This is a genomic window from Aliterella sp. E5.1 (genome assembly GCF_057473825.1).
In genome coordinates this window covers 25,273-48,474 of the sequence record NZ_JBYCCV010000020.1, presented here as the reverse complement: position 1 = coordinate 48,474, position 23,202 = coordinate 25,273, and the positions used below count along the sequence as shown (strand labels likewise).

22 protein-coding genes, 1 tRNA gene and 3 pseudogenes are annotated in these 23,202 nt (G+C 43.1%); 12 read left to right on the top strand and 14 right to left on the bottom strand.

What is annotated here, in order from left to right; all coding sequences use genetic code 11:
- Positions 1 to 75 precede the first annotated feature (75 nt).
- Positions 76 to 939: a cyanophycinase gene (locus tag AC2VE5_RS09825; protein WP_486887567.1), complete on the bottom strand. Its 864-nt coding sequence runs from the start codon at positions 937 to 939 to the stop codon at positions 76 to 78.
- A 296-nt stretch (positions 940 to 1,235) separates the two neighbouring features.
- On the opposite strand from AC2VE5_RS09825, the gene trmD reads away from it, so the two are divergent.
- Entirely contained in the window at positions 1,236 to 1,910 is a 675-nt protein-coding gene (gene trmD, locus AC2VE5_RS09820; protein ID WP_486887566.1) for a tRNA (guanosine(37)-N1)-methyltransferase TrmD, read from the top strand.
- 85 nt (positions 1,911 to 1,995) lie between these two features.
- On the opposite strand, the pseudogene AC2VE5_RS09815 reads toward trmD, so the two are convergent.
- Positions 1,996 to 2,178: pseudogene (locus AC2VE5_RS09815) on the bottom strand (ABC transporter ATP-binding protein); the annotation flags it as partial.
- Positions 2,179 to 2,536: 358 nt separating this feature from the next.
- On the opposite strand from AC2VE5_RS09815, the gene AC2VE5_RS09810 reads away from it, so the two are divergent.
- Entirely contained in the window at positions 2,537 to 3,733 is a 1,197-nt protein-coding gene (locus AC2VE5_RS09810; protein WP_486887565.1) for a site-specific integrase, read from the top strand.
- Positions 3,734 to 3,903: 170 nt separating this feature from the next.
- On the opposite strand, the gene AC2VE5_RS09805 is transcribed toward AC2VE5_RS09810, so the two are convergent.
- The 4 genes from AC2VE5_RS09805 to AC2VE5_RS09790 all read right to left on the bottom strand — a co-directional run bounded on the left by AC2VE5_RS09805 (position 3,904) and on the right by AC2VE5_RS09790 (position 6,187).
- Positions 3,904 to 4,131: a hypothetical protein gene (locus AC2VE5_RS09805; RefSeq protein ID WP_486887564.1), complete on the bottom strand. Its 228-nt coding sequence runs from the start codon at positions 4,129 to 4,131 to the stop codon at positions 3,904 to 3,906.
- Positions 4,132 to 4,285: 154 nt separating this feature from the next.
- Entirely contained in the window at positions 4,286 to 5,188 is a 903-nt protein-coding gene (locus AC2VE5_RS09800; protein WP_486887563.1) for a hypothetical protein, read from the bottom strand.
- A 303-nt stretch (positions 5,189 to 5,491) separates the two neighbouring features.
- Positions 5,492 to 5,911: a hypothetical protein gene (locus tag AC2VE5_RS09795; protein WP_486887562.1), complete on the bottom strand. Its 420-nt coding sequence runs from the start codon at positions 5,909 to 5,911 to the stop codon at positions 5,492 to 5,494.
- Positions 5,912 to 6,034: 123 nt separating this feature from the next.
- Entirely contained in the window at positions 6,035 to 6,187 is a 153-nt protein-coding gene (locus tag AC2VE5_RS09790; protein ID WP_486887561.1) for a ribbon-helix-helix protein, CopG family, read from the bottom strand.
- A 364-nt stretch (positions 6,188 to 6,551) separates the two neighbouring features.
- Between AC2VE5_RS09790 and AC2VE5_RS09785 the strand changes: the two genes are divergently transcribed.
- A tRNA-Cys gene (locus AC2VE5_RS09785) sits at positions 6,552 to 6,623 on the top strand.
- Positions 6,624 to 6,879: 256 nt separating this feature from the next.
- On the opposite strand, the pseudogene AC2VE5_RS09780 reads toward AC2VE5_RS09785, so the two are convergent.
- Together AC2VE5_RS09780 and AC2VE5_RS09775 are read right to left on the bottom strand one after the other, a co-directional pair.
- Positions 6,880 to 7,917, bottom strand: a pseudogene (locus AC2VE5_RS09780) (RtcB family protein); the annotation flags it as partial.
- Between the two features lie 398 nt (positions 7,918 to 8,315).
- Positions 8,316 to 9,488 carry a WG repeat-containing protein gene (locus AC2VE5_RS09775; RefSeq protein ID WP_486887560.1) on the bottom strand — a complete coding sequence of 391 codons (1,173 nt, stop codon included), beginning with the start codon at positions 9,486 to 9,488 and terminating at the stop codon, positions 8,316 to 8,318.
- Positions 9,489 to 9,618: 130 nt separating this feature from the next.
- On the opposite strand from AC2VE5_RS09775, the gene AC2VE5_RS09770 reads away from it, so the two are divergent.
- From AC2VE5_RS09770 to AC2VE5_RS09760, 3 genes are read left to right on the top strand one after another with little or no spacing between them, the layout of a single operon-like run.
- Positions 9,619 to 9,897, top strand: coding sequence for a hypothetical protein (locus AC2VE5_RS09770; RefSeq protein WP_486887559.1), 279 nt, complete (start codon positions 9,619 to 9,621; stop codon positions 9,895 to 9,897).
- Positions 9,898 to 9,934: 37 nt separating this feature from the next.
- On the top strand, positions 9,935 to 10,300 hold the full coding sequence (locus AC2VE5_RS09765) for a tetratricopeptide repeat protein (RefSeq protein ID WP_486887583.1): 366 nt from the start codon (positions 9,935 to 9,937) through the stop codon (positions 10,298 to 10,300).
- Positions 10,263 to 10,517, top strand: a complete 255-nt coding sequence (locus AC2VE5_RS09760) for a tetratricopeptide repeat protein (RefSeq protein WP_486887582.1) — start codon at positions 10,263 to 10,265, stop codon at positions 10,515 to 10,517. Before AC2VE5_RS09765 ends, AC2VE5_RS09760 begins: the two co-directional genes overlap by 38 nt.
- 238 nt (positions 10,518 to 10,755) lie before the next feature.
- On the opposite strand, the pseudogene AC2VE5_RS09755 reads toward AC2VE5_RS09760, so the two are convergent.
- The 3 genes and pseudogenes from AC2VE5_RS09755 to AC2VE5_RS09745 all read right to left on the bottom strand — a co-directional run bounded on the left by AC2VE5_RS09755 (position 10,756) and on the right by AC2VE5_RS09745 (position 12,361).
- Positions 10,756 to 11,742, bottom strand: a pseudogene (locus AC2VE5_RS09755) (alpha/beta fold hydrolase).
- 29 nt (positions 11,743 to 11,771) lie between these two features.
- A complete protein-coding gene (locus tag AC2VE5_RS09750) occupies positions 11,772 to 11,990 on the bottom strand; it encodes a hypothetical protein (RefSeq protein ID WP_486887558.1) in 219 nt (72 codons plus the stop codon).
- Between the two features lie 5 nt (positions 11,991 to 11,995).
- Entirely contained in the window at positions 11,996 to 12,361 is a 366-nt protein-coding gene (locus AC2VE5_RS09745) for a Lin0512 family protein (RefSeq protein ID WP_486887557.1), read from the bottom strand.
- 250 nt (positions 12,362 to 12,611) lie between these two features.
- Here AC2VE5_RS09745 and AC2VE5_RS09740 point away from each other — a divergent pair, with 250 nt between their 5' ends.
- The 3 genes from AC2VE5_RS09740 to AC2VE5_RS09730 all read left to right on the top strand — a co-directional run bounded on the left by AC2VE5_RS09740 (position 12,612) and on the right by AC2VE5_RS09730 (position 15,892).
- Positions 12,612 to 13,121, top strand: coding sequence for a pentapeptide repeat-containing protein (locus AC2VE5_RS09740; RefSeq protein WP_486887556.1), 510 nt, complete (start codon positions 12,612 to 12,614; stop codon positions 13,119 to 13,121).
- A gap of 552 nt (positions 13,122 to 13,673) precedes the next feature.
- Positions 13,674 to 14,792: an N-acetyltransferase DgcN family protein gene (locus AC2VE5_RS09735; RefSeq protein WP_486887555.1), complete on the top strand. Its 1,119-nt coding sequence runs from the start codon at positions 13,674 to 13,676 to the stop codon at positions 14,790 to 14,792.
- A gap of 29 nt (positions 14,793 to 14,821) precedes the next feature.
- Positions 14,822 to 15,892: an alanine/ornithine racemase family PLP-dependent enzyme gene (locus tag AC2VE5_RS09730; RefSeq protein WP_486887581.1), complete on the top strand. Its 1,071-nt coding sequence runs from the start codon at positions 14,822 to 14,824 to the stop codon at positions 15,890 to 15,892.
- A 119-nt stretch (positions 15,893 to 16,011) separates the two neighbouring features.
- Here the strand turns inward: AC2VE5_RS09730 and ppk2 are convergent, their stop codons facing one another.
- Positions 16,012 to 16,938 carry a polyphosphate kinase 2 gene (ppk2, locus tag AC2VE5_RS09725; protein WP_486887554.1) on the bottom strand — a complete coding sequence of 309 codons (927 nt, stop codon included), beginning with the start codon at positions 16,936 to 16,938 and terminating at the stop codon, positions 16,012 to 16,014.
- Positions 16,939 to 17,181: 243 nt separating this feature from the next.
- Here ppk2 and AC2VE5_RS09720 point away from each other — a divergent pair, with 243 nt between their 5' ends.
- A complete protein-coding gene (locus AC2VE5_RS09720; RefSeq protein WP_486887553.1) occupies positions 17,182 to 17,742 on the top strand; it encodes an adenylate/guanylate cyclase domain-containing protein in 561 nt (186 codons plus the stop codon).
- Between the two features lie 277 nt (positions 17,743 to 18,019).
- Here AC2VE5_RS09720 and AC2VE5_RS09715 read toward each other — a convergent pair whose 3' ends face one another.
- The gene (locus tag AC2VE5_RS09715; RefSeq protein WP_486887552.1) at positions 18,020 to 20,191 is read right to left on the bottom strand and encodes a glutamine synthetase III family protein; all 2,172 of its coding nucleotides are present in this window, start codon (positions 20,189 to 20,191) and stop codon (positions 18,020 to 18,022) included.
- Positions 20,192 to 20,420: 229 nt separating this feature from the next.
- Here AC2VE5_RS09715 and AC2VE5_RS09710 point away from each other — a divergent pair, with 229 nt between their 5' ends.
- Together AC2VE5_RS09710 and AC2VE5_RS09705 are read left to right on the top strand one after the other, a co-directional pair.
- Positions 20,421 to 21,458 carry a DMT family transporter gene (locus AC2VE5_RS09710; protein WP_486887580.1) on the top strand — a complete coding sequence of 346 codons (1,038 nt, stop codon included), beginning with the start codon at positions 20,421 to 20,423 and terminating at the stop codon, positions 21,456 to 21,458.
- Between the two features lie 12 nt (positions 21,459 to 21,470).
- Entirely contained in the window at positions 21,471 to 22,541 is a 1,071-nt protein-coding gene (locus AC2VE5_RS09705; protein WP_486887551.1) for a glycosyltransferase family 4 protein, read from the top strand.
- 159 nt (positions 22,542 to 22,700) lie between these two features.
- Here AC2VE5_RS09705 and AC2VE5_RS09700 read toward each other — a convergent pair whose 3' ends face one another.
- Positions 22,701 to 23,186, bottom strand: coding sequence for an allophycocyanin (locus AC2VE5_RS09700; protein WP_486887550.1), 486 nt, complete (start codon positions 23,184 to 23,186; stop codon positions 22,701 to 22,703).
- Between the last annotated feature and the right edge of the window lie 16 nt (positions 23,187 to 23,202).

Sequence of the window (23,202 nt, the reverse complement as noted above, 5' to 3'; positions counted from 1 at the left end):
TTTTATGCCTTTACTTTAATTGTCAACTAACTATTAGCAGAAATTTTTCAGCTATTACCGCTTAGTGTACAGGTGTCAGCTAGGAATTTGATGCACGGGAGCTAAAACAGTTCGTTGATTGAGGTGATAGCGATCGCCATGACTGAGGACGTGCAGGCGTAAATTGTGCAAACTCAACGGATCGGTTGCGCCGACATCGGGCTGATTTGTATAACAGCTTGCGCCTGGATCGACAATTGTGACCGTACCTTTGCCCATAACTTGCAGCCAGCCATCGCCTTCTACCATGGCACAAGTATCTTCATCAATCCCAATGCCTAGGCGATCGGGGTGAGTTGCGATCGCGCTAATCAATCTTGCCATGCGGTTGCGGTTTTGAAAGTGCTGATCTACGATTACCTCCGGTAAAATTCCTAGTCCCGTAGCCAAGTCTACCAGCGATCGATTGGGCGACTCGCCGCTACCACCACCAGCAATCATGTGATGACCCATCACGGCGGCTCCGGCGCTCGTCCCAGCTAGAGTAATTTGCGATTTTTGCACTCGCCGCCGGATAATTTCCATTACGGGCGTATCTGCTAGGACTCCACACAATCGTAATTGGTCGCCACCAGTTATAAATACTCCCGTACAAGCTTCTAAGACAGCTTGCATTGCTTCGTCGTCGCATTGTTCTCGTTCTCGGATATCGAGGACATCAATTTGTTTAGCGCCCATTTCCGTAAAAATGCTCGTATATCGCTCCCCAATAATACCTGGTTCGCGCGAAGCTGAGGGAATAATTGCAATATGAGCGTCTTCACCGCCTGTGCGACAAAAAAAAGTATGCAGAATTTCTTTGCCGTGAACTTTATCTTCTGCCCCACCAATAACCATTACTGCGGTTTTCGTTGCTTGGGGTGTCATCATTTCTAGTAGTTGAGCTTCTAGTTGTAGCATAATTTTTCTAAATAGCCTCAGCAGAATGTAACGCTCCAGTGTTTTTGATTAGGTTAATTTGCTTGACATTATTGTTTAAGTTCACCTCGCGTTTACCCTCTAGGCACGGAAAACCTGGCTTGGCGAGCATATATGCTGAGGCTTGCTCAATATCTTTTGAACGACTAACACTGGAGCATAAATAATTCGCAAGATGTCACAATATTTAAACATAATTTAATCAATTAAAATATCCTTTGCAAAGAGGAGATTTATTTCTCTACTCTCTATCTTCCTTCCCTTTCCCCAACAAAACAGTGCGATTTGATATTGTTAGCTTGTTTCCCGACTTTTTTACCTCTACCCTAAGTTCAGGGCTGTTGGGTAAAGCCTTAGAAAAACAGATTGCCCAAGTGCATCTAGTCAATCCCCGCGACTTCACTACAGACAAACACCGCAAAGTTGATGACGAACCTTACGGCGGCGGAGTCGGTATGTTGTTGAAACCCGAACCAATTTTTGCGGCGGTGGAGTCTTTACCCGCACTGCCTCGCCGGGGAGTTGTATTGATGACACCCCAAGGGCAAACCTTAAATCAGCCTATGCTTAAAGATTTTGCAGCGAATTACGACCAATTAGTAATTATTTGCGGTCATTATGAAGGGGTGGACGAACGAGTGCAGTTTTTAGTGACCCGTGAGGTGTCCTTGGGGGATTTTGTCTTAACGGCGGGGGAAATTCCTGCATTAGCGCTAATTAATGGCGTGGTGCGCCTGCTACCAGGAACTGTAGGCAAAGTTGAATCCTTGAGCGCAGAAAGTTTTGAAGCAGGGTTATTGGATTATCCGCAATATACGCGCCCTGCCGAATTTCGCGGCTGGAGAGTGCCGGAAGTATTGCGATCGGGCAATCATGCGGCGATTTCCAAGTGGCGCTACGAACAGCAATTACAAAAAACCCGTAGATGCCGCCCCGATTTATTGGAAGGTTAATTATTAATTACAACTTGAGGAAAGTTGTTTCGTACGCGCGATCGCTTTTCCTCAAAATTACATGGGTGACGAAGAACGGCTACTTTCAGTGTATATCCTCATCTTTATCGTCATGGGCAAACCTATGGTAGAGGAAGTCTGGAGGGTAATTTCGCAGTTGATAATAGATGCGAGGGCGATCGCGCGGATGAGAAAAAGGACTTTCTATTAGTTTCCTAACAATTGCGGCGGGATTATTGACCATTATTACTGAGCGATCCTCCAAAAAGCCTTGTTTTGAAGTTAGGTTAGCTGCTATAATAAATGACTGCGTCGCTGTCCATAAGTTAAGTACAAATACTAATTTATGGCTTGAATGGCTACCAGAGCGATCTATAATAGCTATTACAGCCTTGGTTTACTCAAAGCATAAAAGCTAGAAGGTAGTGCTAGAGGTAGTTTTAATCTCAGAGCGGCGACATAGCCAAGTGGTAAGGCAGAGGTCTGCAAAGGGCATAGCCCCAGCTACCTAGAGCGCCAGAGTCTTTATTAGATGGCTTCACTAGCAGAATAACTGATGACTACCCACTATTTGACTACTATTTGACTACCAGTCTGAGTCAAGGATCTACAAGGATCTTAGACAAATGGCATCAACTACAAAGCAGTCATCAGGTACAGTAGGTATTGAAGTTAAAGGAAATAAGCTAAGGCTCAGACTACCAAGGGCGATCAATGGCGGTAGCCAGAAATACATCTCCACTAGACTAGATAACACCTCAGAGAACTTTAAAAGGCTACAGTCTTTAGCTTGGCAGATAGAAGCTGATATTAGCGATGGCAAGATCGCTGAAACTATCCAAGGCTACTACAGCCAGTTCAAAGCTACACCCCTAGCGATCGCTCTAAATGCTTTGGTAGCAGTGCCAGCTAAAGCAATAACACTCAGCCAGCTTTGGGCGCAATATTGCGACTACAAGCGATCGCAGTTAGCTGTAACTACCTATCAGAAAGACTACCTTAAGAAATATGCTAACTATATCGCTAGGCTACCTCAGCAACTAACCCAAGCAATAGCCATTAGAAATACTCTGGTAGCCACTGTTAGCCCTGATACTGCTAAAAGACTGCTAACATTACTTTCAGCTTGTGCTAACTGGGCTAGTAAGTCTGGTTTGATAGAAGCTAACCCATTTATTGGTATGGCAGCAGATGTAAAGCTACCTAAAACCAACCAGAATATAGACCCATTCAGTGCAACTGAAAGAGATGCGATCCTAGCAGCATTCCAAGCCCATCCCAGACATTGCCACTACTACAGCTTTGTTAAGTTTCTGTTTCTAACTGGGTGTAGAACTGGGGAAGCGATCGCTTTGCAATGGCAGCACATTAGCCCAGACCTTAGCTACATCACCTTTGCTGAGTCTTACAGTTGCAGCCTTAAGGTTAGAAAGTCTACCAAGACTGGGGTGGTTAGAAAGTTCCCTATCAATGCTGACTTGCGATCGCTCCTAGTCGCCATTAAGCCCACCAATACCCAACCAGAGGATCTAGTCTTTACTTCTCCTACTGGGCTACCCATAAATAACAGCAAGTTTACTAACCAAGTATGGCGAGGCTGCAAGGTAGGTCAAAAGACTTACAAAGGCATATTGCCAGCATTGGTAGCTAGTGGCGCTGTAGGCTCTTACAGATGCCCATATAATGCTAGGCATACTTTTATTACAATGATGCTGGCAGTCAATGTCACCATACCCCAAGTAGCTAAGTTAGTTGGCAATAGCCCAGAGGTTATCTTGAGGCACTATGCTGGGAATGCGATCACTGAAGTCCCTAGCATTTAGAGCTAACTTAAGCCTACAACCTAGAGTTAGCACTTAGCTACCCATAAGCATTTATACTTAAACCAAAGCCAACCCAGGATCTACCCAAGGTTGGCTCTATGCTATCTATTATTATTTCTGTAAAGAAGTTCCACAAGGGTATCGAGGATCGCCTTAAGGTAGTTGGCTACCTAACTAGCTGCCTCAGCTTGGGTTAACTCAGCTTTAGCTTTAGGGTCATAGGTAAATAAGCCTGTTAGCTTCCCATTAACACAAAGGAAAATGCCATCTAGTTCAGTCCAGTGATCGCACTTGTTCAGAATATCAGCTAGCAACTCAATGTCATCTATAAGATGGATCTCTACCCCTTGTAAGGTAGTGCCAGCGATAACTTGAATATCTGAGTTAGGTGACTGCATTTATGTCTCGCTTTTGATCTTAGTTATCCTAATATTCTAACACACACACCCTAAGCTGCCACCCATTGTTGCCACCCAGAATAGCAAAATGCTTATGGGACAAGCCTTAAGACCTGCCACCCACTGAGACAAATAGGAGGCACTTGGGTGGCAGCTAGCTACCTACTACCCAATATTCTCTAGTCTCATCTGCGGGTATCCATGTCTTACCCTCTGGGTCATGCTGAGAAGCCCAGCCATTAACTAACTTTTTAATACCTACTTGACCTAAGTTAGTTCTGATAGTGTTGACCATTCCAAGGTTAGCTAGCTTAGGTTTAAAATGCTCTAATAGTTCCTCTGTGGATAGCCTCATAGGCTCAGTTGGTGGCGCTTCTGCTACTGCCTCAGTTGGTGGCTCATTTATGAGGCTAGTAGCTTCCTTAGTTGGTTCTATGGCTATTTCCTCATTAACTGTTTCGACTGCTGCTGTAGGGTCTTTTGTTGATGCCTCTGCTAATGCTGCTAGCTCAGACTTAGTAAACCACTCAAGTTGCCCAGGGGTTTTCTGCATCAAGAAAGTTCCATCAGCATTGATAGCTACTTCATCACCTGGGAAGGTAGTAAATATCTTAAACTTTGGTCTACCACTTGCAGACTTTCCATACACTGTGTAAATAATACCTAGATCATTACTAAGGTGGTATGTCACACCATCTATCTCTTGACTAACTTTTGCTGTGCCCAATATCTGGAAATGGGCTTTCGCAGACCCACCTGTTATGACCTGACCTTTTTCAAACTTAGGAGGGCTATCTTGGGTGGCAACAATGGGTGGCACTTGGGTGGCAGCCTCAAGTTTAGTCAACCTAACCTCGATCGCTTGCTGCCATTTGTCTTGTCTATCTTGGGTGGCAACAATGGGTGGCAGCTTAGGGTGTGTGTGTATGCTGGCTAAGATGATCGCATTTAGTGCATCTGTCAGGTTGCAGTTATGGGTGGCAGCATAAGTATCTAGAATAGCGATCGCCTCTGGCTCAAACCTAACTGACTTCTTTACTCTTTCTGTGGGTGGCATAGTTTTAATAGTGGGTGGCAGTGGGTGGCAGGCTTAAATGTATGTATAGCAACTATTATAGCATAATGTGTGGCACTAATGGGTGGCAGCTTAGGGTGTGTGTGTGCTGGCTTATTCTCAAGTTAGATCCTAGTTTTAGAAAATATTTGAGTTAACTAAGTTGACTCTTAGCGATCACACACACACCCTAGTGGGTGGCACTAATGGGTGGCAAATGGCTGAGAAGGTTACACAGTAACCATTTAAGCTTGCCACCCACTGGGATAGTTTTGGGGATAGTCAGGTCAACTGGTGCCGCACCAACTAGAACTCAAAAGCGACTAAGCCATGCTTGCCAGTCCTAAGATCAACAGGAAACTTCTCAAGTAGTTCTAAGTCACTAACTTGATGGACATAGCAAGCACTGCCTTGTGAGCAAGCATTATTCGAGCTAAAAGTAGCTTTTTTGAATGCCTCAGCATCAGCAGCTAACAAAGTGCCATCACCAAGTTCATAGACCACTAGCGCTATCTTGCGATCGCAATAGTCCGATACATTAAGACCCTTTAGATCTTTGTAGAACCTATTTTTAGCGCCATAGCAACTGTTGGTCGGATAAATAACTGACACTGGCTTGCCACTAGCATCTAGGTTAACTCCCTGAAACCTATTAAAGGGAACTACACAAACAGCCCCAACTGTGCCATCATAAGAATATAAAGCATTTTTTCTTGCAGTTATCATGGTTTCACCCTCCTAGGGTTAAAAGCTCCAGTTAGCTTGCTTTCGAGGGCGATCGCTATTCTGGGTAAATATTTGAGAAAGTTAAGAGGGTTAGGTAGTTGGCACTACTTAGCCCTTTTTTGGTTATTGAGCTAGGTATTCTTTCAAAGCGGTTCTAAGGACTTCGCACATTGAAAGCTCTTGCTTCTTGGACTCAGCCTCTAGTTGCGCGATAAGTTCCTCTGGAGCTAAAAAACCTATTCTCACTTGCTGGCGATATTTGGCTCGATAAGTCATTGACAAAGCTCCACTGATGTGTGTCACTACTACAGTGTTTTGTGTGTTTGTCTGTATGCTCCTAGCCAATATCCAAAAGTAGCCCACTAAATGGCTAGAAGCCTGACACAGTAGCTTATTCGCAATATCGGTTAAATGATGGTTAAAGGCTACCTAAATGGCTGTAGCGATCGCCATCAGTTGAGCTAGAATAGATAACTGCCAGTCATTCCCAGAGTAAGTATAAATACTTATGAGAGCGACTAAAATGAGCAAGTGACTACCAGATGACTACCAGAGCGATCTATAATGGCTAATACAGCCTTGGCTCACTCAAAGGGTAAAACCTGAAAGGTAGTCATAGTAGTAGCGCGATAGCGCGAGCGGCGACATAGCCAAGTGGTAAGGCAGAGGTCTGCAAAACCTTTATCCCCCGGTTCAAATCCGGGTGTCGCCTTGTTTTACATTGCCAATAATTACCCCAAACCCCCGATTTATCAAGTATCTCAGGGGTTCTTAATAATTGTAAATGTAGTTTAATGTGCCTGGATATACCTTAATGTACCCAGAAAATTAGTCCAATTTTAGTCCTGTGAGTATTCAAGCCAAATTGAACCAGGCTAACGGACGGCTGCGATCTGGAAAAGTAGGAGTAAGGATCGAAGTTAGAGGTGATCGCGTGAAACTTTGCAAAAATAGGGGATTTAAGGTGGCGCACCCATAGAACTAGGAACGATCACTGGTTGACCTACATGGGCAGGACACGCGCCCTTGCGTGTGACCCAACCTTGTCCTTCCGGTAAGGTGATGTTGTGAGGTAAGTCATATACCAAGGGAGCCTCCCCCTCGCCATAAACCTGGCGCAGGCGTAACCGCAATAACTCTGCCAGCAACAGGCGATTTACAAAGGCGTAATTTGCCGCCGTCGCTTCCGCTTGCAGATAATCAGAAACGGTTTCTGGGTGAGTGGCTAAAGAGAGGGGAAACAATCGGGAATCCAGGATACTTTAATCCCTCTTTCCACAACGCTTGAGCGTGATCGCGCCACATCCCACCAACGTACTTACCAACATTTCGAGATCCTGAATGAATCATGAAGGCAAGCTGACCTTCTCGAACTAACCCAGATTTTGGGACTAATTCCTCTGGCGACCATCGTATATGTCCTGACATTGAGCCATTGAGAAAAATGCGATCGCACTTTGTTGCCAGTTGATCGATATTTGACTTGACAAAGCTCCCTGTTGGTTTATTTGACATGGCATCTATCCACCCCAAGACTCCATCTTGAAAGATTGCCTGCATGGTTTGAGCCGTCATGGTTACATCGCGCTTGCCAAAAAAGTAATCTCCATCAATTCAACAAAGCGATCGCGCTCTTGCAAAAATTGTCCTACAGACAAATCGGCAACGTGCAACCGCATTCCGCAGTTGATGTCCGAGCCGACTGCTGCCGGAATTACCTGCCCTGATGTTTCTACAACCGAACCTATGGCAACTCCAGGATGAAAATCCGGCGTTGCACAGACACGGCAAATATGTCCCCCATCAGAATGCTTTGCCTTTGCTAGGCTTGCCAGTTGCTTAAAAGCTTTTGCCTCAATAGGGAAACTTTCAGGTAGTAGAACCTCGGCAATGGGTGCGTCAGGCGAATCTGCCCAGCGCACTGAGTAGGATTGATTTTTGTATTGCACGTCTAGCCCCTGCCGAGCCAATGCTCGCAGAAGCCGCAACATATTGTTTGGCTGCATAAAACGCTAGTCAAAAAACTTAAGTAGTGCTTGGTTTTGAAGAGAGCTTGACTTGGGTTCAGCAGCCGCAGTCAAAGTATTAGGTCAACAACTTCGCATAGAAATTAGGGATGCTCTTGAGAGTACGTAGTTCAAGTCCTACATAGTTTGTATACTATAGCACAGAAGTTTGTGGGATGAGAAAAAATGAAGGTTTGCACTCTTTAATTAGAGGACTAGCGATCGCACTTTTAGCTGTAACTTGCTCGATGTTAAGGCAATCGCTTGCTACAAATGCAAGGGTTATACAAAAATATGACCATACAAGATATCTGTGAACAGTTCAAGCTTTCTAAAAATCCGAAATAACCGACAAAAAGCCTGTTTTGTATAGTCTTTATGATGAAGATACATAAATATTATTGTCCAAAAGTCTGAACGGCTGCCAGTCCTTCGGAAAAGTTTGCACAAGCGGAAAACCGTCGTTTTACAACTACTTTCCCTACCTTATTGATATAACCACACTTATCTTTGACCTTAACTGCTGCTAATCCTTCAGAAAAGCTGTTCGCTAGATCGAATTGGGTGGTAATAACTTGTTTGCCAGTCCCATTAATATATCCCCATTTTCCAGCATTTTCTATTACTGATATGTGTCCAGGCTTGTCACTATCTATGGATTTTTTACCGATGTTTACTGCTGCTAGCCCTTGCGAAAAGCTGGCTGCTTCATTAAATTTCGGTTTAATAACCAACTGACCTCGTTTGTTGATATAACCCCAATCGTCGATATAATTGCCATTGGCATTTGGTCCACCTGTACCACCATAGGTTGCTACGGCTGCCAATTCTTCAGAAAATCCCCAAGTTCCAAAAAAAGTTGGCTCAACTATCATTTTTCCTGTTTTATCGATGTAACCGTAGGCACAGAGAACTGGACCACAAGTACCACCACCGCCAGTTTCTACGGCTGCGAGTCTTTGCGATAAGCTGTCTGCTTGAATAATTTCTGCACCAGATTCTGTTTCTGCTGGAATAATTTGTTTACCAGTTTTGTCAATATAGCCCCATTTGTAATCAAGTTTAACTGCTGCTAATCCTTCAGAAAAACTGTAGGCTTCATGCAACTGGGGTGGGATGACAACTTTTCCAGTCTTAGCGATATATCCCCAACTTTCCCAATTACTGCCAACTTGGACGGCTGCTAATCCTTTAGAAAAACCGTAGGTTTCAATAAACTGCGGTGTAATAACCATTTTTCCAGTTTGGTCAATATAGCCCCACTTGTCGTCAAGTTTAACTGCTGCAAGTCCTTGCGAAAAGCTATAAGTGTCACTGAAGTCAGGTTTAATGACTAGCTTTCCTGTCTTATTGGTATAGCCCCACTTGTCACCAATTTTGACTGCTGCTAATCCTTGCGAAAAATCCTTTACTTCACTGAACTGCGATGCAATAACTAGCAATCCTTTCTTGTTGATAAAACCATAATTTCCTGCTTTTACTGACCCTATAGAAGGCGATAAATTGAAAGTAATAATACAGGTTGAAAAAGTTATTATTGCTAGTAAAATAGCAACCAGTCTGAATTTCATCGAAAATCTGACATCCTGAAGCTTTATATTGAAGTTAAATAAAATAATTATTAGTCGAAAAATTGATTATAACTAATGAAGATTTGCTCTTTAATCTAAACTTATTTAGTCTTTAAATTCAAGTCATAAAATGAACAAGCTTTTACACCTGGAAATATTAATAACTGGGACAGTTATTATCGGTTCAGCACATTTTGAGGCAAAGTCTCAATCTCAAACACTCAAGTTAGCACAAATATTTAAGGAACAAACTCAGATTGCTACAAATAAAAAATCAAGTTCCATCGTAGCAACAAGTTCTCCTAAGTTAGGACACGATAATGGCTCCATAGTCAGTCATAAAAGTACAGAATTATATTTTACCCAAGTATCAGAAGCTACTCTGACGCAATTTATTAAACTTACTTAACCCTAACGATCCAAATGCGTACTTCTATCGGGGTCTTATTCGCACAGAGGAAAGAAACTACAAAGGCGCAGAAGCTGATTACACTCAAGTAATTAGACTCAAGCCTAATGATGCTGATGCCTACAATAGACGGGGTCTTCTCCGTGAAGCATTAGAAAATTACCGAGGTGCGGAAACAGATTTTACTCAAGTAATTAACATCACTCCTAAAGACGCTGATGCTTATATGCGTCGGGGTCTTATCCGCACCCAATTAAAAAACTATTCTGGCGCAGAAGCGGATTACTCTCAAGCAATTAAACTTGACTCTGAGCTTGCTTATGGTTACTACAACCGAGGTATTGTCCGTCAAAAATTGACAAACTATTCTGGCGCAGAAGCGGAATTTTACTCAAGCAATTGAACTTAACCCCATTGACGCTGATAGCTACAACAGCCGGGGTCTTATCCGCACCCAATTAAAAAACTATTCTGGCGCAGAAGCGGATTTTACTCAAGCAATTAAACTTAGTCCTGATGACGCAGATGGCTACTACTATCGGGGTACTCTCCGTAATAAAGTGAAAAACTATAAAGGCGCAAAAGCCAATTTACAGAAAGCGGCTCAACTAGATCGTTAGCAAAATAAGATAAAACAGCACAAAAACTATTAATCTAATTGCAAGCATTACAAAAACAATCTAGTTGTCGTGCTTCAATATCACCATAGCCAAACTCGCTCTGTTTGAGAGGGCAAACTGTGTTAGATAATTCACTATCTTAGTAATAAAAGCGCTTTGATATTATTTGTCGCAACAAACAGACAGCCTCCCTTACCGAGATTGGTTTACCGATTAGATATCTTTGTTTTGGCGACAACTAAGTACAGAAAAAAAATTTTAGGGAAGATGTGAAGTCAGCAGCTTTCACCGCCTCTACAATTACATCTGGCTCGTCTACCCATACAAAATGACTGCTTCTACTTACGTCAACTATCTGACAATTGGTTGACAAATTGCCTAGCTCTTTGTGCATCTTATTCCGCAATTGGTTAGCGCCTTGTAGAGGAATAAACATAGTCCCAAAAGACGGTTTGAAGAAGGTACTAGACTTAATACTTACTATAGGCATTGTCCCAAAATACTTGGCTACAGTGACTTGACACGCACTTTTGTCTAAATTTATTATTTCTCGACTCATTGTAATCCAGTGTTTGGGACGACAAAAAGAACGTTTCACCCAATTGAGAGAATCTGGAGGACAGTTGCGTAACTGGGGCTTTAGGAGTTTAAATACTCCGCACACTTTGAGTAATCTAATAATCCCGATTGTTAAGCCTATAGTTAACATTACAAAACCGGAGAGGAAAAAAAGTTAGTTTCAATGCTTGTAATGGAACAGACATCTTGAGCATTCCTGTCTCATGCAGCGCATCTGTAAGTACAATTCCTACGACTTTTTGGGGAAACAAATGGGCATATAGTCGTACATTGTAGCTGCCATAGGAATCTCCTACCAAGATATATGGTGGCTCGATTCCTGCTCTTGTTAGTAAGATGTCTAATTCTTTAACCATTTGATGGCTAGTGCGAGGATGGGGGCTATGGTCACTCCAGCCATATCCTGCCCTATCGTAAATACATACTCGTGCTAATAGTGCCAATTTCTCAATTAGAAAATAGCCTTCTACTCCTCCTAAGCTATGCTCTATAACGATTGTTGGTCTAGCTTTTCCCTTTACGCAAAGATGCAACCACCACCCACATCAATTAGTTGACCGGGTGGTGGTTGCTGGTTTTCTAATAAAAGTGCGATCGCTTGATAAAGTGTTGTCGCTATTAGCAAAAGAACTTGGATTGAAAGCATTTTTCCTGCTTAGGTTTGCAATATAACTGTTATTGCTCGGTAGCGTGCTTGCATCGTTCTGCATTGTGCCAGTTTAGTAAGTCAATACTGACATCAGGTTTTAGAAAATCCTCGCCATCTTCGGCAGCATCGGGGTTCAGCTTGTATAGTCCCATACTCAAGTGTTGGGGAAAGTTGGCAAGTAGTCCAGCTATAGAATCGGCTACAACGATTTGCGATCGCGCAGAGTAGCCGCTAAGCCAACCCAAAACAATTACTCAGCTTCAATCAGCACCGTAACCGCAGCAACAGCAATTAGCATTTCATCGTTTTTATCATTCAGGGAAGCGATCGCTCGACCTTGAACTACCATACCCCCTGACTCCACAATTAGAGATTTGCGACCAAACGGTAGCACAGCTAGTACCTCAGCTTCCCGAACCTGCTCTGGATAAGGTACGGCTACTTTGACTTCAACAATCATTCGATCGGGATCGCTTAATCCTGCCACCTCCCAAACCCCAGGCAAAGCATTATGAGCGATCGCATTTCTTACAGCCCTCGCCGCCGCAACCGTTGGTTCTTGCCCGTGCTGGTCAATGCCCATACCCATTTCGATAATTAAACGTTTACGAGCCATCGCTACCTTTTCAAAACTCCTTTATTAGCTTAAAGCTTCCTAGGCGCTACGAGCAGCAAAGCATACAACCAAGGCAGCACTTCGCCATGACTATACCAAAAAGCAGCCGTATTATCTAATGTCGTCAATTCGTCAATCCTTGTCCTGATTGCCGTTGGCGGTAACATTGGTCATCCGAGTTTAGACTAAAATAGTAGAGAGAAAAGACTTAGGCAGATGCTTGATTGCTAAGAAGTAGAGGTTTTAGAGCATGAAAGACTTATGGCAAAACTTGTTATTGCTCACTGGCAGTATTACTGGATTAAGCAATGAGTTGGGGGAGAATTCTACTCTCTTATTCGATTCATGTTACGCAGCAGAGAATGTTGCTTTCATGCTTGGCGGTCAATGGGACGAGTGTAATAGTGTTGTCCTATCGGTAGCCGACGAAATAGCAATCGAGACGGCTGCCAAAATAGTTGGAGCTAGATGGTGTTACAAAGGTAAGTCTTGCACTTTATTACCTAAATTGAGCGTCGAAGTATTAAAACGACGCTATGCAATTGGAGATAGACATTTTATCAATGCTAATTTAATGGGTGCAGACTTAAGTAATTTGAATCTAAGTCAAGTTAATTTCGGTTGGGCAAAGTTAAGGGGAGCTAATTTGAGTGGCACAAATCTCCGCAACGCCGATCTAACGGAGGCAGATTTGAGTGATGCTAATTTGAGTGGTACTGACCTAACGGGGGCAACCTTGAAGCGAACAATTTTGAGCTAGATAAAGCAACAATGACTGGAATAGTGGGTGAGAGGTTACGGCAAGTAATGGATCTCCACCCTGGGTAATCTTAGATTATGGAGAAACGACGTTTTAATTTCAAAAGAATCGCAATTTCACTGCCAAGGTTAATTTTTACTCCATTGGACTGATGCTTAAAAGACTTATTTAGGTTATGGGTCAAATAGCTTTTAGGCACTTTGCTACATATTGTGGCGCTCGATCTACACAATTTGACGACTTTTTAGGCAGCATAAAGTAAAACGGTAGCGTGTGCTACAATTGATTTAAGCTAAGTTTAAATCAAAACTCAATTAGAGCCTGAGATTTCCGTCTCAAAATCAACTTTACTTAGGCTTTGCGAAGACTTACTTAGATTATATATTTTTACTGGATCGAGATTTTTAAAAGTTGCAAATAACTTACAGACTTCATACTTGATAAAGTTTATGCGAAGAATTCGTACATACTGTAGAACTTTATTGTAGAGAATTTTGGCAACTTCAAAAAAACTCCCAATGATTCGGGAATAACTTGAAGGAAATTAATTTCATGGCGCTCGTTAAAGAAACAGCTTTAGTCTACTGCGAAAATCAATTTGGCTTAGTGGACGGAAAAACCGCCGCAGGTTTGATTCGACATTCGGAAACTTATACCATTGTTGGGATTATTGATAGTTCCTTGGCTGGCAAGGATGCAGGAGAAGAATTAGGGGATAAAAAAAATGGTATTCCCATTTTTGCTAACTTAGCTCAAGCTTTAGATAAACTTGCAGAAGTTCCCAATTGTTACATTTATGGCAAAGCTCCCTTAGATGCTTGTATATCCTCGCAAGAAAAGCTGCTAATTTTAGAAGCCATGTCAAAAGGGATGGATATTATTAACGGGCTGCATCAATTTTTCTCAGACGATCGCGAATTTGTAGCTATGGCTGTTAAGTGCGGCATTCAAATTAAAGACATCAGAAAACCGCCGCAATTAAAAGATTTGCACGTTTTTACGGGTCAAATATCTAAAGTAAATATTCCTGTAATTGCTGTATTAGGTACTGATTGTGCTTGCGGAAAAATGACTACCGCCGTGGAATTGAATAAAGCCTTAAATAGCCTGGGAATAAAATCGGTAATGGTGGCGACAGGGCAAACTAGCCTAATGCAGGGTTCAAAGTACGGCGCAGCAATGGACGCGCTTGTTTCCCAATTTGCAATTGGTGAAGTAGAGAATGCCGTTGTTCAGGCTTTTGAGTGCGAAAATCCCGATCTAATTTTAGTTGAGGGACAAAGTGCGGTTAGTCATCCGGCTTTTATGAGTTCTGTGGGTATTTTAAAAGGAAGCATGCCCGATGGCGTTATCCTCCAACATCCTCCTGCTAGAAAGTTTCGGTGTGATTTTCCTCATTTAACTATGCCTACCGTTGAGAGTGAAATTCAACTGATTGAAGCTATCTCCCAATCTCAAGTTATTGCGATCACACTCAGCCACGAAGACTTAACAGACGAAGCAGTTAGGAGAACCATTACTGATTACGAAAACCGTTTTCAATTGCCAACCACTGATGTATTGAACTACGGATGTCAAAAACTCGTTCAAGCATTATGCGATCGCTTTCCCAAGCTGAACCAAAAAATCAAACAAGAATTACAAACTATTCCTCTATTGGCAATGAGGTAAACGTAAAACCTCTGGACGACATACATAAAATGAAAGCATTAATGCCAAGAATAGAGATTAGCTTATCTCAAATAAGGCATAACGCTCAGGTACTATCGGAACTTTATGGACAACAGGGAATTTCCTTAATGGGAGTTTCCAAAGCCGTATTAGGAGATCCGGCGATCGCTAAAGCAATGATTGAAGGCGGAGTAAAATTTATTGCCGATTCTCGCCTTGAGAACATTCAAAGAATGAAAAATGCCGGGATATCGGCTCAGTTTGTGCTTCTGCGTACCACTTTAAGTCAGGCAGAATCTGTAATTGAGAATGTGGATATCAGTCTTAATACGGAACTTGAGACTGTCAAAGCACTTGCTCACTATGCAAGGGTTCATAACAAAATCCATCAAATAATTGTGATGGTAGAGTTGGGCGATCTGCGAGAGGGCATACTTAAAGGCAACCTTTCGCAATTCATTAAAACAACTCTTGCTCTACCCCATATCAAAATTATTGGTATTGGCTGCAATTTGGCGTGTTTTGGGGGAATTAAGCCAGATAGCCACAAAATGCGTGAGCTATCCCAGTTAGCTGATGCTATTGAAAAAGAATTTTCAATTAATTTGGAAATAATTTCGGGCGGAAATTCAGCAAACTACGAATGGTATAAAGCTTCAGAAAAAGTCGATAGAATTAATAACCTACGTTTAGGTGAATCGATTCTTTTAGGTTGTGAAACTGTCAACCGAAAATTTATTCCAGGTCTGCAAGCCAACGCTTTTAAGTTGATTGCTGAAGTAATTGAGTCTAAAGACAAGCCATCTTTACCCTTTGGAGAAAGCTGCCAAAATGCTTTTGGCAGTGTTCCCACCTTCATCGATCGAGGCATTCGACGGAGAGTTATTGTTGCTTTGGGCAGGCAAGACATTTTGGTATCTGGCTTAAAGCCTAGTGAAGATTTGGAAATACTAGGGTCTAGCAGCGATCATATTGTTCTCGACAGCAACAACTATGACTTAAAAGTTGGTAGTGAAGTGAAGTTTAGCCTAGATTATGGTGGACTTTTAGCGGCAATGACTTCTCCTTTTATTGACAAGCAATTTGTTAATTACGCTTGAACGCACTTACACTTCATGACCAAACTAAATTTTAAAGCAGCATACTACGCAGATTGCCGAAAATTAGGAGCGATCGCTTTCCTTGCTAGTAAAAAGCGATCCCGCTGTAAGAGTGTCAATTAATATACTTGAGGAACAAAGAATTGCTCGTTGCGAGGGGCGCGGGCATAATCTTCAGCCGTAGGTCTAGCCGGAAGTTCTAGAGGCGGAGGGGTCATATCTTCATAGGGGACTTTACTCAGTAAATGATGAATGCAGTTCAGTCGGGAGCGTTTTTTATCATCTGCCTCAATCGTAAACCAGGGAGCTTCGGGAATATTTGTACGGGCAAACATGGCATCTTTTGCTTGCGAGTAATCCATCCAGCGATTACGTGATTCCAAATCCATTGGACTAAGTTTCCAACGTCTTGCTGGATCGTGACTGCGGGACAAAAAGCGCCGCTCTTGCTCCTCATCGCTAACTGAGAACCAGTATTTGAGTAAAACAATGCCCGAATTAACCAACATTCGTTCAAATTCTGGGCAAGATTGCATGAATTCTTGATACTCAGCGTCAGTGCAAAAGCCCATAATCCGTTCAACCCCCGCTCGGTTGTACCAACTGCGATCAAATAATACAATTTCTCCTGCGGCTGGCAGGTGTTCTACATAGCGCTGAAAATACCACTGAGTTTTCTCGCGATCGGAGGGAGTGCCTAGGGCAACAATGCGACAACCACGAGGGTTGAGCGGTTCGGCAATGCGTTTTATCACTCCTCCCTTACCCGCAGCATCGCGCCCTTCAAAAATTATCACAACTCGATAACCGACGTGCTTGAGCCAGTATTGCATTTTGACTAATTCAACCTGGAGTTGCCGCAGTTGAGTTTCATAAATCTTCTTGGGAATTTTTTTAGTGAAGACTTCGTTACTACCATCGAAAATCTTTTTTGATTTCTTAAGTTTTTTCTTATCTTGCTTTAATAGGCTTTCTGCTAAGTCTGTAGCTTGTTTAGCTAAACCATTATTTTTTAGTTCTTCTCCCTTAACTTCATCTGTTGACATATACAATTACTCTCTACTATCTAATTGGGTTAATTTAAGCTTACTTACAAAGCAAAGATTTGGTCTGTATAACATACGTCAAATGTCTGACAGAGATAAACACTGTAAAAATTTTAACTTCGTAGCCTGTAGAATCCATTGATTGCTTAGTATCTTAGCTTGCGATCGCCATCGATCGTTGCTTTACACAGTCTCAATCAATACAATCTGGTGTGGTTTTGTGTCTTAGAATACTGTCAACTTTTGATTTCAGCAACATTACTGATGCTGCTAGTAACGCTGCTGGCAATGGGACTAGCTTATTTTTTTGTTAAACCGATTAATCAGTTGATTGGGAACGCCCGCAAGGTAGAAGCAGGACAATTAGATGTGATCGCGCCCTTGGATACAGATGATGAATTTGGGGAACTCGCCCGCTCAGTCAATGCTATGGTTCGTAGCCTGCGCGCTCAGACTAGCCTAGTTGAGGAGAAAAATCAGGAGAACGAACAACTACTACTGAGTATTTTTCCAGCAGTGATCGCCAAACGCCTCAAAAGCGGCGAGAAAAACATTGCTGAAAGTATTTCTAATGTCGCCGTTCTATTTTCCGATTTAACTGGGTTTGCCAAACTCTCAGACTTGCTCACCGCCCACGAAACTGTCAGCATTTTGAATGCTTTAGTTAGTTCCTTTGACGAAGCTACAGAGCGCTATGGGATGGAAAAAATTAAAACAATTGGCGACAGCTACATGGCAGTGTGTGGGCTATCAGTACCTTACCTCGATCGCGACAAACGAGCGAATGATCGAGCGTCAGCCTAGTGTTGCTCGTGAAATCAGCCAAATCCTTGAGCTTCGTCGCCGGAGCGTTCAATCTGTTAGGCAAACGGGCGCTGCATCGCCATCTATATAATTCATAATCGGTGTCCTTGGCTTGCTATCTAGATGGCGATTAATCAAAGTAATATCGCCACCTTTAAGTTAGACTTTCTCATTTCGCACTCCAAACCGTAACTTTGGATTGGAATGGTGGAAATCATGAGGTTGCTAGAGCATGAAAATCATATCAGCCTAACTTAAAGCTGGCTTTAGGTATCTGCTATTTGATAAACAGCATTTCCTGGTACTTAGGCAAGGGCCACAAATCGTCTGCTATTTCACCTTCTAAGGCATCAGCGTACTCGCGAACTCGATCCATCATCGGACGAATCGTTTTTGCCGAATATTGCAAGTGTTCTTCGGCGATCGCAAAATCATGCTTACTTAGCGCATCACTTAATTTACTTACATTATCCATTAGCATTTTGGTCAGCGAAGCCACCTTTTCAACGCTTTCTTTTTCAAGTTCTACCCCAATTGCTTTCAAATTGGCGATCGTGCTAGAAAGCTCAGATAAGTAGCGATAGGCAGCAGGGTAGATCACCGTTTTTGCCATACTAATCATCAGTTTGGCTTCCATCTCAATTACCTGGATGTACTGTTCAGCATAGACTTCAAAGCGACTTTCTAGTTCAGTGGCAGACAGCACGCCCGTTTTTTCAAATAGTTCCTCAATATACTTTTCTTTTAAAATGGGCAAGGCATCAGCAGTAGTCGGTAAGTTTAACAACCCCCGCTCCACCGCCATCTTGTGCCATTCTTCCGAATAGCCGTTGCCGCCAAAAATAACCGCGCTGTGTTGATCCATCACCGACTTAAGTACCGTATAAGCGGCATCATTTAGTGCAACCCCTTTGGCTAACTCAGCCTCTAGCGTATCTGCCACCCAAGTCAATGAATCAGTCAAAATCATATTCATTGCCACCAGTGGACCAGAAACAGCTTGATTAGAACCAACAGCCCGAAACTCAAAGCGGTTGCCTGTAAAAGCAAAAGGTGATGTCCGATTGCGATCGCCTGGATCTTTAGGAAATTCGGGTAAGGTATCTACGCCCAAGTTCATCACCCCAGCATGGGCAGAGTTTTTCACTTCTCCCTGCTTAATTTGCTCAAATACGTCCTCAAGTTGAGAACCTAAGTAGACCGAAATGATCGCGGGTGGAGCCTCGTTTGCACCCAAGCGGTGATCGTTACTAGCAGAAGCAACCACTGCCCGTAGGAGCGGACCGTATTTATGAACGCCCCGGACTACAGCGCCGCAAAAGAGCAAAAATTGCAGATTTGAGTGCGGCGTATCACCCGGATCGAGGAGATTTCCTTGGGTAGCATTGCCCACCGACCAGTTGACGTGTTTCCCAGAACCATTAATGCCTGCAAAGGGTTTTTCATGCAGCAAGCAGATAAAGCCGTGCTTTTTGGCGGTGTTCTTCAAAATCGTCATCGTCATCTGTTGATGATCGCTTGCGACGTTTGCCGCTTCAAAAAATGGGGCAATCTCAAACTGTCCGGGGGCAACTTCGTTATGTCTGGTTTTAGCTGGAATGCCCAACCGATACATCTGTTCTTCCACGTCTTGCATAAAGACTTGGACGCGCTCTGGAATGGCTCCAAAATAATGATCGTCAAACTGTTGACCTTTGGCGGCGGGTCTGCCAAAAAGGGTTCTGCCTGTCAATAAGAGATCTGGGCGACTATTAGCAAAGTGAGAATCGACTAAAAAGTATTCTTGCTCTGCACCACAACTAGAGTTGACCGGGGCAACCTCAGTGTGACCTAAAAGCTTGAGCAACCGAGTTGCGGCTTTGCTCATAGCGGCATTGGAGCGTAATAGCGGTGTTTTCTTATCTAGGGCTTCACCAGTCCAAGAAATGAAAACCGTTGGAATGCACAAAGTCACGCCATTGTCAGTTTTCATGACATAGGCAGGGCTAGTAACATCCCACGCTGTATAACCTCTAGCTTCAAAAGTGGAGCGAATACCGCCGTTGGGAAAAGACGAGCCATCTGGTTCACCCTGCACCAGCACTTTGGCTGTAAATTCTGTAATTACTGAGCCATCGCTTTGCACCGAGATAAAGCCATCGTGTTTCTCCGCCGTATAGTTAGTCATTGGATAAAACACATGGGCGTAATAGAGAGCGCCTTTAGAAATTGCCCAATCCTTCATCGCCGCAGCAACGACACCTGCTGCCGAGACATCAAGCTTTCCACCTGTTTGCACCGTTTGCTTGATAGCTTTAAAAACATCTTTAGGCAGACAAGCCTGCATTTTGTTTAATGTAAAAACATCAGTTGCCCATAGTTCTTCTAGGCGATTAGGAGTCTTTGGCGGCAGGAGTTCGCGGTCTGTGATTTGACAAATTGCAGCGAAACGCGATTCATTACCACTCATAATCCTGTCCTTTACATAGAAAACATATCAAGCTTACTTGGTTGCGATTTAACAAACAGTATGAGATGTAGCAAAGTTAGAAAGTTCTACAATCAAACTGTTTTCAGCCGATAAATTATCCTGGGATCTAAACTATGCCCTACTTCACCTCACCCACAATTAACGCAACCTTAACAAAAATACATATTTGAGTAGAATTAAAGAAAACGCCTTGAAAGCCAGCCACTCCATGCAGTTAAAAATTACTAATTCAAAATTACTTGCCCCTTTCCTACTAATTGCGCCTTTTTTCTTCTGGGGTACGGCAATGGTAGCAATGAAAGCAGTAATACCTAATACTACGCCGTTATTTATGGCAGGAGTGCGTTTAGTCCCGGCGGGAGTATTGGTTTTGATAGTTGCAGCAATTCTTGGCAAACCTCAGCCCAAAGGATGGATAACATGGCTGTGGATTGCTTTATTTGCCTTGGTAGATGGCACAATGTTTCAAGGATTTTTAGCAGAAGGATTAGGAAAAACTGGCGCGGGATTAGGATCAGTAATGATTGATTCTCAGCCCTTGGCAGTGGCAATACTCGCACTTTTGCTGTTTGGTGATCGCATTGGGTTATGGGGTTGGCTAGGCTTATTTATTGGCGTACTGGGGATTAGTTTAATTGGCGTACCCGACCAATGGATAATAAATTTGCTTCATCACAATGTAAGTGCGACTTCTGGAAGTTGGGAACAGTTGTTTGCGAGTGGTGAATGGTTGATGCTATTAGCGGCGCTGTCGATGGCTGTAGGGACAATTCTTATTCGTTATGTCTGCCGCTACGTAGAGCCGGTAGTAGCTACCGGATGGCACATGATTTTGGGTGGTTTACCGTTGTTTGCGCTGTCTAGTAAGTTTGAATCTCAGCAGTGGATAAATATCGATTTGGGTGGGTGGCTGGCGCTGGGATATTCAACTATATTTGGTAGCGCCGTAGCTTATGGATTATTTTTTTACTTTGCTTCTAGCGGTAGCTTAACAAGTCTGAGTTCTTTAACTTTTTTGACTCCGGTATTTGCTTTGTTTTTTGGTAATCTTTTCTTGGGAGAATTCCTTAGTCCTTTGCAGTGGACGGGAGTTGGCTTAACTTTAGTCAGCATTTACTTAGTCAATCAAAGAGAAAATCTAACCGCCGCCAATAATCAGCTTATGGAAATTACTAGCACTTCGCAGGCTGAAACGGAACTTCAACGAGCAACGGTTAGCGTCAACGAACCAGAAATCTTACCTTAAAAGTTAATTATTTTGCCTACCAATTCTCTCAAATTACTATTTGTCTCTACTCCTGTGGGTGCTTTGGGTACGGGAGTAGGCGGCGGAGTTGAATTAAGTTTATATAATATCGCTCAAGAAATGCTGCGGCGCGGACATAGCTTAAAAATACTTGCACCTGTTGGCTCAAAAATTGCCCAATTGCCTATAGTAGAAATTCCTGGCAACGTACAAATTATTGCCCAAAGTCAGGAGCGAAACACGCCAATTATGATGCCCGATAATTCCGTGCTGGCGAATATGTGGGAGTACGCGCGGCAAGTACAAGGGGAGTACGATTTAATCGTGAACTTTGCTTACGATTGGCTGCCTTTTTATCTGACTCCATTTTTTGATAAAGCGATCGCTCATTTTGTTAGTATGGGTTCGCTATCGGCAGCAATGGATGAAATTGTTGCCCAAGTAGCAACAAAATTTCCCGATACGATTGGTTTTTATACACCTTCTCAAGCGGCAACTTTTGCGCTTAACTCGCAATGTGCTTGTTTGAGTAGCGGTGTAGATTTATCTTTATACAAGTTTTGCCCCCAACCAGATAATTATTTAGCTTGGCTAGGGAGAGTTGCCCCCGAAAAAGCTTTAGAGGATGCGGTAGAAGCGGCGCAAATAGCGAATATTCCCCTCAAAATCATGGGCAAAATGCAAGACGAAGCCTACTGGCAAAAGATTTGTCACGCTTACCCCGATGCACCGATAGAATACTTGGGTTTTTTGTCTACTACCGATATGCAGCAACAATTGCGCTCGTGCAAAGCCTTACTTATGACACCGCGCTGGGTAGAAGCTTTTGGTAATGTGGCAATAGAAGCTTTGGCTTGTGGAGTACCAGTGATTGCTTATCGCCGGGGAGGTCCGGCGGAGATTGTGCAAGACGGTGAGACGGGGTTTTTGGTAGAACCAGACAGCGTAAAAGGGTTAGTAAGTGCGATCTCACGTTTGGGGCAAATTAACCGCTCTACCTGCCGCCAGAGTGCGGAAACAGAGTATTCTTTAGAGGCATTAGGCGATCGCTTTGAGGACTGGTTTAGAGCTATGCTCACATAAACTAAAATTTCCTCACTGCAAGCGGATGTTTAACAAAATGCTATTGCAGCCGCTACCAGTGAGGAATCAAGTTAAAAGTTTAGAATTTTAGTGTAATGCCGCTAAAAATTTTGCAGAGTACACACTTTATGTTGAGCTTTTTAACACGCATTCCTATTACTAGGACATTGACTGAATGATATAGTCAAAGTAAGGTGAAGCTTCTGCCGCATCTTCTGCGCTCATTAAGTTAAGAGCCGCAGTTTTCAAGCAACGGATAGATTCAACCATTCCAGGAACGGGAACGCCCAAAGAATTGTACATTTCGCGCACGCCAATCAAACCAATTTTTTCAATCGGTTCTTTATCGCCCGCAAGTACGCCATAAGTAATTAGGCGCAAGTACCAGCCATAATCGCGCAGACATAAAGCTCGTTGACGTTCGCCGTAAGCATTACCGCCGGGGGCGATAAAGTCGGGGCGCTTCTGCCAAAGTTGCTTGCTGGCTTCAGTGACAATTTTTTTCTCGTTCTCGGCAAGAGTTGCAGCAATTCTCATGCGCTGTTCTCCAGTTTGCAGAAACTCTTTGATGGTATTAAGTTCGCCAGTGCTAGGGTAGCGAAGATCGTCGTCGGCTTGCAAAATAAGTTGACTAACTACACTCATGATGATTGCGATCGCT